Genomic DNA, 12,098 nt, shown 5'->3' with positions numbered 1-12,098 from the left:
GAAAAACGTGTGCCAAGTTTATTTTGTGCTGCTTTGTACCGGAAGGTGCAGGTTAATTTGAATATTCAGGAACCGTTGGCAAGGCTCGTCTCCTTTTTACCATTTAATTGACCATGGTATAATATTCAACTAGCATTAATTGACCATTGGTTGTATAATTTTTTATTGGTAACGGTTTCAAGTATTTACAAAATTAAAAAAATACTTTATTATTCAAGGGTGTTAATTCTGAGTGAGGTTTTCTGACATCATTCGGAGATGCCATATAATTACATATCTATCAGAGGAGGATATCTATGAAGTTGAAAAAACTTCTAGTCCTGGCCACAGTAACAGCCATGTTCGGTACCGTTGCTGCAGGCTGTGCGGACAACACGAAGAATCAAGCTGGGGGTACAGACACAAAAGCGCCGGCTCAAGAATTGAGAATAAATCTATCTGCTGAGCCGCCTGCATTGGACAGCTCTATTGCAACAACCAACCCTACATTTACGATTATCAACGCCATCAATGAAGGGTTGTACCGTTTGGATGCGGAAGGCAAGCCACAGCCTGGACTTGCCAAAGAATTACCGAAGATTTCTGCTGACGGTCTGGTATATACGATTACATTGCGTGACGGCTTGACTTGGGCGGACGGCACGCCTTTGAAAGCAAGTGATTTTGAATATGCGTACAAGCGTACGTTGGACCCTGCTACCAAAGCGAAATATGCTTCCATGCTGTCCTGGATTAAAGGCGGCGCTGCACTTAACACAGCAAAGCCGGAAGAGGTTGAAGCGAAGAAAGCGGAAGTCGGCGTAAAAGCTAAAGATGACAAAACGCTGGAAATCACTTTGGAGAAGCCGGTCGCATTCTTCACCGACCAATTGTCCATGCCGATCTTCTTCCCGCAAAAGCCTGATTTCGTTAAGAGCCAAGGCGACAAATACGGCGCTGACGCTGATAAAGTTATCGGTGCAGGACCGTTCAAGCTGGAGAAATGGGATCACGAGCAGCAGCTGGTTCTTGTGAAAAACGACAAGTACTGGGATGCAGCGAACGTGAAGCTGAACAAGGTTACGGTTAACGTTGTGAAAGATGCGAGCACATCCTTGAACATGTACGAAACGAACCAAGTGGACTTGACTGAGCTGAAAGGCGACCAGTTCAAAATGTATCAAGGCAAGCCAGACCTGGCTTTGAAAAAGGAATTTGTATCCTCCTATGTCATGTTCCAAACAAAGAAAGTTCCGGCATTTGCTAACGCTAAAGTTCGCCAAGCACTTGGCATGGCTATCGACCGCAAAGCTTTGAATGAAGTAGTTCTTGGCGGAGCATCCATTCCGTCTACCGGTTTGGTACCGGGAACGGTTCTTGACGGCAACAAGCAAGAATTCCGTAAGGTTGCCGGCGATGCACAGCCTGCATACGACCCTGCCAAAGCAAAAACGTTGCTGGCTGAGGGCTTGAAAGAGCTGAATATGACATCACTGCCTACATTCAAGCTGACTTCCGACGATACGGATACTTCCAAGAAGACGATTGAATTTATTCAAGCGCAATGGAAGCAAAACCTAGGCGTTGACGTCACAGGCGAGCCGTTGCCGTTCGCGCTGCGCGTAAAAAACATGCAAGAAAACAATTTTGACTCCTTGATTGCTCTATGGGGCGCTGATTACAACGACCCTATGACATTCCTGGATATGTGGGTTTCCGATAACAAATCGTTTAACTACATGCAGTACTCCAGCCCTCAATACGACCAATTGGTTAAGGGTGCCGATAAAGAAATCGATTTGGCTAAACGCTCCAAAATGCTGATCGATGCCGAGAAGCAGCTTATGAGCGATATGCCTTTGGCTCCGCTTTATTTCCGGACAAGACCATATGCGAAGAAAACCAATATTGACGGTTTAATTCTTCCGGCTATGTCCAAAGAGTGGGAATTGAAATGGGTTAGCTTGAAGTAATTGCAGCAAGCTTTTAGCCCTTGCACAGGCTGAAGTTGTTCATCAATGGGGCCGTTCTGAAAGCCGTTTGGAACGGTCTCATTGTTATTTTTTTTGCAGGTTAAGCATGCCCGAAGCGTATTGTCTATTTGGATTGAAGTTGAGCTGCTTCGCAAACATAGTCCTCCTCTGCAACATTGAGTCTATGCTTGCGAAGCAGTTTGGCTCCATTAGAACCCGGGACTGACTGTGAGATTTTTATTTTTTTTTAATTAAGTACAGGAGGTGTATTATGCTTCGCTACACATTGCGTCGTTTAGTCTATATGGTCATTACCTTGTGGCTGATCGTCACGTTCACCTTTGTGCTTATGAAAAATTTGCCGGGTGATCCATTCGGTGAAGACACGCTAAAACTTACTGCAGAGCAGAAGCAGCTTTTATATGCACAGTACGGCTTGGATAAGCCGATTTGGGAGCAGTACTTGAAGTATATGAATAATGTCATTCACGGGGACCTGGGTGTATCGTATGCTTTTCCGACCCGGAAAGTGACCGAAATTATCGCGCAAGGCTTTCCGGCTTCGCTGGAATTGGGGCTTTGGGCGCTGTTAATTGCGATTGTGGTAGGTCTGATTCTGGGGATCATCGCGTCTTTGAATCATAACAAGGGCTGGGATATCGGGGCGATGTTTACCGCTGTTGTGGGGATTTCCATTCCTTCGTTCGTCTTGGCGCCTCTGTTGTCTTATTTTATCGGCGTTAAGCTCGGTTGGCTGCCTGCGGGGATGTGGACCGGTGCCTCCAGCAGGGTGCTTCCTGCCATTGCTCTATCATTTGGTACCATAGCGATATTGGCACGTTTGATGAGAACGTCCATGCTCGATGTATTAAGTCTGGATTATATCAAAACGGCTAAAGCGAAAGGCTTATCGCAGCGCGCCATCGTAATCCGCCATACGCTCAGAAACGCTATTTTGCCAGTCGTAACCGTAATCGGACCGGTATTCGTCAACTTGATTACAGGTACGCTGGTCGTTGAGCAAATCTTCGTCGTACCAGGTCTCGGCAAGCACTTTGTCCAATCCATTTATTCGAACGATTATACGATGATTACCGGATTGACTATTTTTTATTCGTTCTTATTAGTTGTTGTATTGTTCATCACCGATATTTTGTACGGATTGGTTGATCCACGTATACGTCTGACTAAGGGAGGTTCCAAGTAATGCAAATATCGAAAGATATGTTTCAGCCCGTAGCCAAAGGAACGGACCGTGGAGATGTCATCGTACGTCCATCTATGACTTATTGGCAGGATGCTTGGAGAAGGCTTAAGAAAAATAAGCTGGCTATGTTCGGTCTTATCACATTGATCGTGCTGTCTTTGCTTGCAATCTTCGGACCGATCTTTTCGCAATATGATTATGCAACGCAAAACTATGACATTAAAAACCTGAAGCCGTCCGCAGAGCACTGGTTCGGTACCGACGATTTCGGCCGTGACTTGTGGGTTCGTATTTGGTGGGGGACTAGAATCTCGCTTGCCATCGGGATTACCGCTGCTTTGCTCGATTTGGTGTTCGGGGTATTATACGGAGGCATTTCCGCTTATTATGGCGGTCGTGTCGATGATATTATGCAGCGTATTATCGAAATTATTTACTCGATTCCTTTCTTGTTGATCTCCATCCTGCTCATTGTCGTAATCGGCCCCGGATTTAAAACGATCATTATCGCGTATGCGATAACCGGCTGGGTACCGATGGCTCGGCTCGTACGCGGTCAAATTTTGACGTTGAAGGAGCAGGAATACGTTCTTGCAGCAAGGACGCTTGGCGCTAACGGCGCTCGCATTATTCTGAAGCATTTGGTGCCGAACGCACTCGGCTTGATTATTGTACAGATTACGTTTATCGTTCCGTCCGCTATTTTTGTGGAAGCATTTTTGAGCTTTATCGGTCTGGGAATACGGGTTCCGTTAGCTTCCTTGGGCGCTCTCTTGTCTGACGGCGCAGGCGCTATTCGTTTGTACCCGCACCGCATTATTTTCCCGACTATTATTTTCAGCTTGATTCTGATGAGCTTCAACCTGCTTGGTGACGGGCTTCGCGACGCGCTGGATCCGAAAATGAGAAAGTAATGGAGAGCAGCTAAGCTCTCGAATCGGGCTTACGCCCTACATCAAAGCATGCAGGAGGTGCCAACCATGAGTAAAAATATATTGGAGGTTAAAGACCTCAAGGTATCCTTCCGCACATATGTCGGTGAAGTACAGGCGGTACGCGGTGTTTCTTTTGAGCTTAAAAAAGGAGAAGTGCTGGCGATCGTTGGTGAATCCGGCTGCGGAAAATCCGTTACTGCACAAACCATTATGAGACTGATTCCGTCCCCGCCAAGCGTTATTAAAGGCGGCTCGATCAAATTCGACGGCAAGACGGAAATCACTCAATGTTCAGATAGACAAATGGAAAAAATTCGCGGTTCCGAGATGGGCATGATCTTCCAGGATCCTATGACCTCTCTGAATCCGACGATGACGATAGGCAAACAAATTACGGAAGGCCTTATCAAGCATCAAAACGTGAGCAAAGCTGCGGCAAATGAACGTGCCATTGAAATTTTGAAAATGGTAGGAATTTCCAATCCGGAAGGCCGTATTCATCAATACCCTCACGAGTTTTCCGGCGGGATGCGCCAGCGCGTTATGATTGCCATTGCATTGGCCTGTAATCCGAAGCTGCTTATCGCCGACGAGCCTACCACAGCTCTTGACGTGACGATTCAAGCGCAAATCATCGATCTGATGAAGTCCTTGTCCGAAAAAACGGAAGCTTCTATCATCGTCATCACCCACGACCTCGGCGTTGTGGCGGAGATGGCTCAACGAGTAATCGTTATGTACGCGGGTAAAGTTGTCGAGCAAGGCACGGTTGACGAGCTGTTCTACGATCCGAAGCATCCTTACACATGGGGACTGTTACGTTCCGTACCTCGGCTCGACCACGATGCCGACAGCGATCTGGTTCCTATTCCAGGCACGCCGCCGGATTTGTTCGCTCCGCCGAAAGGCTGCGCGTTCGCTGCCCGCTGCCCTTACGCGATGAAAGCCTGTCTGGAGATCGATCCGGAGCATACGAAGCTGACCGAGACGCATTCCGCAGCCTGCTGGCTGCTTCATCCCGATGCGCCTAAAGTGGAACGACCTGTAGAAGTGGGAGGTGCAGCACGATGAGCGGGAAACCATTATTGGAAGTTCGCAACCTGCAAAAGCATTTTCAGGTGGCCAACGGAAAAACGCTGAAAGCCGTAGATAATTTGAATTTCTCCATCAATCAAGGGGAGACGTTCGGTCTCGTAGGCGAATCCGGCTGCGGTAAATCGACGGCTGGCCGGACGATCATCCGCCTTTATGAGGCTACCGGCGGGGAAGTATTGTTTAATGGTGAAAATATTCACAATCTCCGCGGCCGCAAGCTGAACGAGTTCCGTCGTCAAATGCAGATGGTGTTCCAGGATCCGTACGCATCCTTGAATCCGCGGATGACGGTAGGGAACATCATCGCCGAGGGCGTCGATATCCATGGCTTATATACCGGAGCGAAGCGTAAAGAACGCGTGTTCGAACTGCTGGAAGCCGTAGGCTTGAACTCCGAGCATGCGAGCCGCTTCCCGCACGAATTTTCCGGCGGACAGCGACAACGGATCGGGATTGCCCGTGCGCTGGCCATCGAGCCTAAGTTCATTATCGCCGATGAACCGATTTCCGCATTGGACGTGTCCGTTCAGGCGCAGGTGGTCAATCTGTTCAAGAAGCTGCAAAAAGAGCATGGTTTGACGTATTTGTTCATCGCGCACGATTTGGCGATGGTTAAGCATATTTCCGACCGGATCGGCGTTATGTACCTTGGCAAGCTGGTTGAGGTTACAACCTCCGACGAGCTGTACGCCAAGCCGCTGCATCCGTATACGGAGTCGCTGCTTTCCGCCATTCCGATCCCGGACCCAGAAGTGGAAAGAACCCGCGAGCGGATCATTCTGCAGGGCGAGATTCCAAGCCCGCTGAATCCTCCGAGCGGCTGCCCGTTCCGCACCCGTTGTCCGAAGGCGATGCCGGAATGTGCGGCTTCGATGCCGGAGTTCAAGGAAGTAGAGCCGAATCACTATGTAGCCTGCCATTTGTATTAATTTATATAATAGGAAGAAAGCCGGAACGTTCGGGGCAGCTCTGCCTGCGGACCGACCGGCTTTTCGTTTCCTATTAGCGCATTTTCTCTTTTGACGATTGTGCCGAACATGTGTACAATCAAGGAGTACATAATTAGTAATAAGAGAGGCGGCGGAACCTTGTTGAACATACAATCGATTCATTGGAAATCCAGCCAGCCTATGACTGAGGATTATATACGAAACTATGACAAGGTTAGCTCCTTGTACGATTATAATCCGTGGGACAGCTCTTCCTGGCAGGAGAGGGCGGATTGGCTGGACCGTGGGCGGGCTAAGGCTGCGGATCGCGAGCAGGTGGCCGACGTGCTGGCGGCCTTCAATCAGCGGCTCCATAACGCTCCGGAAGCTATGCAAGCAATTGAACAGCTGCGGGACGACCGGGCTGTATGCATTGTCGGAGGCCAGCAGGCCGGATTGTTAACGGGACCCGCGCTGGTTATTTATAAGGCGGTAACCTTGATCCGCTCGGCGCGTCAAGCGGCACAGAAGCTTAACCGTCCCGTCATCCCCGTATTCTGGATCGCCGGGGAAGATCATGATTTCGATGAAGTGAATCATATCTATTCCTTGACGCAGGATATGCAGGTGAATAAAATCAAGATTGACCACCCCGGCGGAAAGCGCAGCTCCATCAGCAAGCTGGGCATTTCCGGGGAGCAGTGGGAGGAAGCCCTCCGCCAGCTGGATGAATCGCTGATTCCGACCGAGTTCAAGGCGGCATGGATGGATTCCCTTCATACCATTGCGGCTGCATCCTCTACGCTCGTCGATTTCTTCGGTCAGCTTATCGCCAAGCTGTTCGGCTCGTACGGACTCGTGCTGCTGGATTCGGACGACCCTGCGCTGCGGAGTCTGGAAGCGCCATTGTTCCGTGAGCTTATTACGGATCATGCAGCCTACTCCGACGCTTATCATCGGGGCAAAGCCCAGGTGCAGGCTCTCGGCTATTCTTCCCAGGTAGACATGCATGAGCGCGGCGCCAACGTCTTCGTTTTCGATGAAGGGGACCGTATCCTTCTTTATTCCGCGGAAGGCGGCGGCCGGTTTACCGATAGGAAGCAAGAGAGGGAATATTCCTTGCCGCAGCTGATGGAATGGACCGAGACGGCTCCGGAAAGATTCAGCAACAACGTGCTGACCCGTCCGCTGATGCAGGACTATGTTCTTCCCGTGCTCGGAACGGTGCTTGGTCCCGGGGAAATAGCCTATTGGGGGCTTACGAAAGAAGCATTTCATCGCGCCGCAATGAAGATGCCTATCATCATTCCGCGTCTGGAATTTACACTGCTGGAAGGCACCGTGCAGAAAAACATGCAGAAGTACGGACTCACTCTGGAGGATGTACTGTACCGGCTGGATGAGAAGCAGGAGCAGTGGCTTCGTGAGCAGGACAGCCTCAAGCTGGATGAGCGCTTCGAGCAGGTGCGCAGCCAGTTCAAGGATAGCTATCAGCCCTTGGTCGAGCTGATTGCCGGCGTGAACCCGGGACTCGGCAAGCTGGGTGAGACGAATATGGGCAAAATTATCGAGCAAATCGGTTTCCTCGAGCAAAAGGCAGCCGATGCGGTCCGGTCCCAGTTCGACGCATCCATGCGCCAATTCCAGCGTATCGGCCTATCCGTATTGCCCCTGGGCAAACCGCAGGAGCGGGTTTACAACATCTTGACGTATTTGAATAAATACGGCAATGAATGGCTTCAAGAGCTGATTGACGGCGACTATGAGCATGACGGTCAGCATAAGATTTGTTATTTTTAAGTTCGAGCAATCCTGTTCAACACGTGATTCTACATAGGGGTTATTCGGCCGGCTGTCCGGCATCATTTTACACTAGGAGGAGCAACAATGAACACTAAAGAACGCAGCATTATCAGAGACCTGTCTTTGGCGCCGGAAGGCCATTTGAAAATCGATTGGGTTAACGCCCACATGCCGGTATTGAACCGCATTCGCGAGCAATTCGAGAAGGAGCAGCCGTTCAAAGGGTTGAAGGTTGCGATTTCCCTTCACTTGGAAGCCAAAACTGCGTATTTGGCCAAAGTCGTTAAAGCGGGCGGAGCGGAAGTCGCTATTTGCGGCAGCAACCCGTTGTCCACGCAAGACGATGTGTGCGCTGCACTGGTCGAGGACGGAATTACGGTATTCGCGAAGTACAATCCGGATCCGCAGGAATATAAGGATTTGCTCGTGAAAACGCTGGAAACCGAACCGGACCTGATTATCGACGACGGCGGCGACCTCGTATCGGTATTGCACTCCGAGCGTAAAGATTTGCTCAAGAAAGTTCGCGGCGGCGCTGAAGAAACGACAACCGGTATTTTGCGCTTGAAAGCAATGGAAAAAGACGGCTCGCTTCAGTTCCCGATGGTAGCTGTTAACGACGCATTCTGCAAATACTTGTTCGATAACCGTTATGGTACCGGCCAATCCGTATGGGATGGCATCAACCGTACGACGAACCTCGTCGTAGCGGGCAAAACTGTCGTAGTAGTAGGCTACGGCTGGTGCGGTAAAGGGGTAGCCCTTCGTGCCAAAGGACTTGGCGCCAATGTTGTTGTAACCGAAATCGACGCTATCAAAGCGGTTGAAGCTTACATGGACGGCTTCGCTGTTATGTCGATGGAAGAAGCTGCCAAAGTGGGCGACTTCTTTGTAACCGTTACAGGCAACCGTGACGTTATCCGCGGCGAGCATTATAAAGTGATGAAGGACGGAGCGATTCTGTCCAACGCAGGACACTTCGATATAGAGGTTAACAAGCCAGAGCTTGATGCTCTTTCCGTATCCAAGCGTACGGTTCGCCGCAATATCGAGGAATACACGCTTCAAGACGGCCGCAAGTTCTACCTGATCGCAGAAGGACGCCTGGTCAACCTGGCTGCCGGAGACGGCCATCCTGCTGAAATTATGGATATGACCTTCGCACTGCAAGCGATGTCCTTGAAATATGTAAATGACAACTACCAAAATATCGGCAAAAAAGTAGTCAACGTACCTTACGAGCTGGATGAGCAAGTAGCCCGCTATAAGCTGGCTTCCATGGGAATTTCCATCGATTCCTTGACGGAAGAGCAAAAATCCTACTTGGACAGCTGGGCGGAGCATTAATCCCTGAGTCTTTCGTATCGACAGCCTTTCCCATCGCGGGAGAGGCTGTTTTTTTGTTTCCGGGCAGCTTTATTGTCAATTCGATGCAACAATCCCATAATCCACCACGTTATTAAGGTAGCGCCGGCATTAGGGTCAAAGTAAGAGGCGCAAGCTGCATTCCACAGGGGGGATTGAAATGCAAGCCGAAACAAGAAGAAGAGAATGGCCATGGTTTAAAATGAGCAAGTGGGCTGTCGCAGCACTGCTGGTAGTAGTTATCGCCGGATGCGGAGCTGCGGATCAAAGCAAGCAGTCGGCGTCCAGTGCGTCGCAGGAGCTGGCCTTCGCAGATTCCAAAGCAGCAGCGGACACTAGTGCCGGAGGCGCTAACAAGGCGACGCCCACGGCTTCGATGGCAGCCCAGTCTGCCCAGGCTGGCAGCGCTGCGGACGCGTCCAAGCCGGCGGACAGCTTCAATGGGAGCGGAGCCGAGAGCACGGTGGACCGCAAAATCATTTATCGCGCCAATTTGACGATGCAGGTCGAGAAATTCGATGAGGCGCAAAGCAAGATCGAAGCCGCGGTCAATCAGGCGGGAGGGTATGTGCTGCAATTCAGCCAGAATGAAACCCAGTATGAGAAGAACGGCACGTACATGATCAAGGTTCCTGCAGGCGGGTTCAGTTCCCTGCTGAATCAACTGGAGAAGATCCACCCGTCCACGCAAAAAAATATGCAGGGGCAGGACGTGTCGGAGGAGTACGTCGATTTGAGCGCAAGGCTGAAGGCGAAGCAGGTGGTGGAAAGCAGGCTTATCGCGTTTATGGAGAAAGCGTCGAAGACCGATGAGCTGCTAGCCTTTTCTACCGAGCTTGGTAAGGTGCAGGAGGAAATCGAGCGAATCAAAGGCCGGATGCGGTATTTGGATCAAAATGTAGCCTATTCGACGATTGAGCTGAGGCTATCGCAAAAAATCGGCTCTGCCGCCGTCATCAAGGCACAGGATGGGGGACCATTGATGCAACGGGCTGCCGCAGCCCTCAACGGGAGCGCCGCCGTACTGCTGCTTGTTTTCCAATGGATAGTCGTTATCGCAGCGGCGATTTTGCCGGTCTTCCTCGTGCTTGCCATACTGGCGGTACCGTTCTGGCTGTGGAAGCGCTCGAGAAGTAAGAAATTGCTCGAAATTCGTAAAAAGCTGGCTGAAGAAAATGAAGATTTCTCGGGAAATAAGTCGGAGAACGATGACGGCTCAGCGAGCTGAAAATGAAAATGTTTGAGGAAATCCTGCTCTGTAGCAGGATTTTTTGTTTTTGTGGAGAAATGTAACTATACAGGTGGTGGAAAGTGGGGTAAAGTGGTGGAAAGGGGTGAGGGTTGAATGTTCATGGGGGAATTCCAGCACAGCATCGATGATAAAGGTCGTATGATTGTGCCGGCTAAATTTCGCGAATCCCTTGGACCCTCCTTCATCGTTACCCGCGGCTTGGACCAGTGCTTGTTTGTATACCCCAGGGAAGAATGGAGCGTGCTGGAGCAGAAGCTCAAGGCGCTGCCTCTTATGAAATCGGACGCCCGCGCGTTTACCCGTTTTTTCTTTTCCGGAGCTACCGAATGCGAGCTGGATAAGCAAGGCCGAATGAACATACCGAATAATCTCATCGAGCATGCCAAATTGGAAAAAGACTGCGTTGTCATCGGGGTTTCCAATCGGGTCGAGATTTGGAGCAAGCAAATGTGGGAATCCTATTCCCAACAATCGGAAGAATCGTTTAACGAGATCGCCGAGAAGCTTGTGGATTTTAATTTTGATTTATAGACCCCGACGAACACAGGAGGATATGCATCATGTTTCATCACATCACCGTTTTGAAAGAAGAAGCCGTAGAAGGACTGGATATAAAGCCGGACGGCGTCTACGTCGATTGTACATTGGGAGGGGCGGGACACAGCTCCGTCATTGCATCCCGGTTGAACGAACAGGGACTGCTCATAGCTTTCGACCAGGATGACGCCGCTCTCGCTAACGCTGAAACCAAGCTGGCGCCTTACATGGATAGAGTGAAGCTTGTCCGTAGCAACTTCAGGGATTTGGAGGCGCAGCTGCGGAACATTCCTCAGGCTATGAAGGACGGCAAGCCGCAGGTGGACGGAGTCTTGTTCGATCTCGGCGTGTCTTCGCCGCAGTTAGACGAGGCGGACCGCGGCTTCAGCTACAATCACGATGCCGAGCTGGATATGCGAATGGATCGAACGGCGGAATTGACGGCCAAGGAGATTGTGAACGAATGGCCGGAGCAAGAAATTTCGCGCATCTTGTTCGAGTATGGCGAGGAGAAGTTTTCCCGCCGCATTGCGGCGAATATAGTGGCAGCACGCGCCAAAGGCGCTATCGAAACGACGGGGCAGCTCGTGGAGCTGATCAAGGAATCGATTCCTGCGGCGGCACGGCGCAGCGGGCCGCATCCTGCCAAGAGAAGCTTCCAGGCGCTGCGCATCGCGGTGAACGACGAGCTCGGCGCCTTTGAGGAAGCGCTGGAGCAGACGATCCGCTGTCTCGCGCCGGGAGGACGAGCTGCAGTCATTACCTTCCATTCGCTGGAGGATCGCATCTGTAAGCAGACGTTCGCCAAATATATTGAGCGCTGCACGTGCCCTCCGGATTTTCCGATGTGTGTTTGCGGGAAGAAGGGGACGCTCAAGCTCATTAACCGCAAGCCGATCGAAGCGGGAGACAACGAGCTGGAAGCCAATCCGAGAGCGCGATCGGCTAAGCTTAGAATTGCCGAGAAGCTGTAGCATAACAAGGACGATACTATTAATAATGGATCCGCGGAAGTGAAGGAGG

The 12,098-nt window shown here is 50.7% G+C and carries 10 protein-coding genes; all 10 read left to right on the top strand.

Annotation, left to right across the window (positions count from 1 at the left end; translation table 11 throughout):
* Positions 1-296 precede the first annotated feature (296 nt).
* The 10 genes from DVH26_RS25900 to rsmH all read left to right on the top strand — a co-directional run bounded on the left by DVH26_RS25900 (position 297) and on the right by rsmH (position 12,049).
* Complete coding sequence (locus DVH26_RS25900; RefSeq protein WP_239626977.1) at positions 297-1,952, top strand: peptide ABC transporter substrate-binding protein; 1,656 nt, start codon at positions 297-299, stop codon at positions 1,950-1,952.
* Positions 1,953-2,223: 271 nt separating this feature from the next.
* Positions 2,224-3,159, top strand: coding sequence for an ABC transporter permease (locus DVH26_RS25895; RefSeq protein ID WP_239626975.1), 936 nt, complete (start codon positions 2,224-2,226; stop codon positions 3,157-3,159).
* Positions 3,159-4,073: an ABC transporter permease gene (locus DVH26_RS25890; protein ID WP_239626973.1), complete on the top strand. Its 915-nt coding sequence runs from the start codon at positions 3,159-3,161 to the stop codon at positions 4,071-4,073. Before DVH26_RS25895 ends, DVH26_RS25890 begins: the two co-directional genes overlap by 1 nt.
* Before the next feature lie 66 nt (positions 4,074-4,139).
* Positions 4,140-5,165, top strand: a complete 1,026-nt coding sequence (locus DVH26_RS25885) for an ABC transporter ATP-binding protein (RefSeq protein WP_239626971.1) — start codon at positions 4,140-4,142, stop codon at positions 5,163-5,165.
* Positions 5,162-6,118, top strand: a complete 957-nt coding sequence (locus DVH26_RS25880; protein WP_239626968.1) for an ABC transporter ATP-binding protein — start codon at positions 5,162-5,164, stop codon at positions 6,116-6,118. Before DVH26_RS25885 ends, DVH26_RS25880 begins: the two co-directional genes overlap by 4 nt.
* 159 nt (positions 6,119-6,277) lie before the next feature.
* Positions 6,278-7,918 carry a bacillithiol biosynthesis cysteine-adding enzyme BshC gene (gene bshC / locus DVH26_RS25875; RefSeq protein ID WP_239626966.1) on the top strand — a complete coding sequence of 547 codons (1,641 nt, stop codon included), beginning with the start codon at positions 6,278-6,280 and terminating at the stop codon, positions 7,916-7,918.
* Between the two features lie 87 nt (positions 7,919-8,005).
* Entirely contained in the window at positions 8,006-9,268 is a 1,263-nt protein-coding gene (locus DVH26_RS25870) for an adenosylhomocysteinase (protein ID WP_239626965.1), read from the top strand.
* Positions 9,269-9,446: 178 nt separating this feature from the next.
* Positions 9,447-10,514 (top strand): DUF4349 domain-containing protein, encoded by a 1,068-nt coding sequence (locus tag DVH26_RS25865; protein WP_239626963.1) that lies wholly within the window; start codon positions 9,447-9,449, stop codon positions 10,512-10,514.
* A 117-nt stretch (positions 10,515-10,631) separates the two neighbouring features.
* Entirely contained in the window at positions 10,632-11,069 is a 438-nt protein-coding gene (gene mraZ, locus DVH26_RS25860) for a division/cell wall cluster transcriptional repressor MraZ (protein WP_239626960.1), read from the top strand.
* A 29-nt stretch (positions 11,070-11,098) separates the two neighbouring features.
* Positions 11,099-12,049, top strand: a complete 951-nt coding sequence (gene rsmH, locus DVH26_RS25855) for a 16S rRNA (cytosine(1402)-N(4))-methyltransferase RsmH (protein ID WP_239626958.1) — start codon at positions 11,099-11,101, stop codon at positions 12,047-12,049.
* Positions 12,050-12,098: the final 49 nt, after the last annotated feature.

The organism is Paenibacillus sp. H1-7 (assembly GCF_022354825.1).
Lineage (GTDB): Bacteria > Bacillota > Bacilli > Paenibacillales > NBRC-103111 > Paenibacillus_S.
This window is presented reverse-complemented; position numbering and strand designations above follow the sequence as displayed.

What these genes read in the sequence shown, in the direction of transcription:
- DVH26_RS25900 (WP_239626977.1), top strand. Translation starts at nt 297, where the DNA reads ATGAAGTTGAAAAAACTTCTAGTCCTGGCCACAGTAACAGCCATGTTC.
- DVH26_RS25895 (WP_239626975.1), top strand. Translation starts at nt 2,224, where the DNA reads ATGCTTCGCTACACATTGCGTCGTTTAGTCTATATGGTCATTACCTTG.
- DVH26_RS25890 (WP_239626973.1), top strand. Translation starts at nt 3,159, where the DNA reads ATGCAAATATCGAAAGATATGTTTCAGCCCGTAGCCAAAGGAACGGAC.
- DVH26_RS25885 (WP_239626971.1), top strand. Translation starts at nt 4,140, where the DNA reads ATGAGTAAAAATATATTGGAGGTTAAAGACCTCAAGGTATCCTTCCGC.
- DVH26_RS25880 (WP_239626968.1), top strand. Translation starts at nt 5,162, where the DNA reads ATGAGCGGGAAACCATTATTGGAAGTTCGCAACCTGCAAAAGCATTTT.
- DVH26_RS25870 (WP_239626965.1), top strand. Translation starts at nt 8,006, where the DNA reads ATGAACACTAAAGAACGCAGCATTATCAGAGACCTGTCTTTGGCGCCG.
- DVH26_RS25865 (WP_239626963.1), top strand. Translation starts at nt 9,447, where the DNA reads ATGCAAGCCGAAACAAGAAGAAGAGAATGGCCATGGTTTAAAATGAGC.
- mraZ (WP_239626960.1), top strand. Translation starts at nt 10,632, where the DNA reads ATGTTCATGGGGGAATTCCAGCACAGCATCGATGATAAAGGTCGTATG.
- rsmH (WP_239626958.1), top strand. Translation starts at nt 11,099, where the DNA reads ATGTTTCATCACATCACCGTTTTGAAAGAAGAAGCCGTAGAAGGACTG.